Source organism: Tissierella creatinophila DSM 6911 (assembly GCF_001940565.1).
Taxonomy (GTDB): Bacteria; Bacillota; Clostridia; order Tissierellales; family Tissierellaceae; genus Tissierella_A; species Tissierella_A creatinophila.
The window spans coordinates 1-1,425 of the sequence record NZ_LTDM01000056.1 but is presented as its reverse complement, the minus strand read 5'-3'; the positions used below and the strand labels follow the sequence as shown (position 1 = coordinate 1,425).

1 protein-coding gene is annotated in these 1,425 nt (G+C 32.2%); it reads left to right on the top strand.

The features are described 5' to 3' along the window. Positions 1-605: 605 nt before the first annotated feature. Positions 606-1,425 (top strand): serine/threonine protein kinase (locus TICRE_RS10650; protein WP_075727913.1); only part of this gene is annotated, 820 nt, incomplete at its 3' end.

The following is a 1,425-nucleotide window of genomic DNA, read 5'->3' as shown; positions in this document are numbered from 1 at the left end:
TTATGCATTTGGTGGAGGATTACACTGTGCTACAGCTGACGTTTACCGTGAAGGTGAGTGTTTAGACTACTTCCCAAATCAAAACGTTAACGATCCAACACTAGTAACATTTGAAACTAGCCCTTGGTTAAAAAAATAATTTAGGGAAAAGATCAAGAAAGAACTAAAGAATTTAAATTCTTTAGTTCTTTTTATTTTTATCAGCAAATAATTTAATAATATATGATTTACTATATAAACACATAAGATGTTTCAATTAAAAATATATTTAAAATTTTTTGAAATTTAGTATTGACTTATTAAGTTAATGTGTTTATAATATAAATTAAGAGTTAAGTTGGTAATGAAAAACTTAATTATAAATAAAAGGGTTATATTAAATCTTAATGAAAAACGTTTTCCCAACTTGGTTTTATCTTTCGCCTTAGATGATTATATAAATTAACACTTAGTGTCAGGCTAAAGGTTTATAATTTAATGTTATGAAAAACGTTTTCCTAACATAGTTTTAAATTAAATATTAATTTGATTTATAGATCTACAAAATATTGTAGACTTTAAATAAATGCAGTTGACTATAAAGTAAAATTTTAGGAGGGGTATGAATGGCAAAAGTAGTAAATTCATGGAATGATTTTGACCCGTTAAAACACGTAATAGTTGGTAGAGCAGATAACACTTGTATACCGCCATCTGAACCAGCATCTGAAGCAAAAGTTCCTCTAGATAGTGCAATGCGTGGTATGACTGGACCTCGTCCAACAGATACTGTTAGAGCAGCTAATGAGCAACTTGATGGTTTAGTAAAGATATTAGAAGATCGTGGAGTAAAAGTTGATAGACCAGAAATCATGCAATGGAATCAAGCTGTTGTTACACCACACTTCATGACAGGAAGCATGTTTGGATCAATGCCACCAAGAGATGTTTTACTAACAATTGGTAAAGATATGATAATGGCTTCAATGTCATTTAGATCAAGATTCTTCGAGTACTTAGCATATAATAAAAACCTACGTGAATACTTTGACCAAGATCCAGACTTTAGATGGATTGCAGGTCCTCGTCCAGAACTAGGAGAGGAAAGCTATAAGAAACACTACTATGATGGAAAAGTTACTGAAGAAATTCTTTTAGAGCGTACTGCAAACTTAGATATGGTTACAACTGAGCATGAAATTCTATTTGATGCGGCGGATGTATTACGTTTAGGTAAAGACTTATTTATACAACACGGATTAACTACAAACAGAAAAGCTATGGAATGGATGAGACGTATGTATCCAGAAATGAGAGTGCACGCTGTAAACTTCCCTGGAGACCCATACCCAATACACATAGATGCAACATTTACACCATTAAAACCAGGAACTATAATCAACAACCCACATAGACGTTTACCACAAGCACAAAGAGCAATCTTTG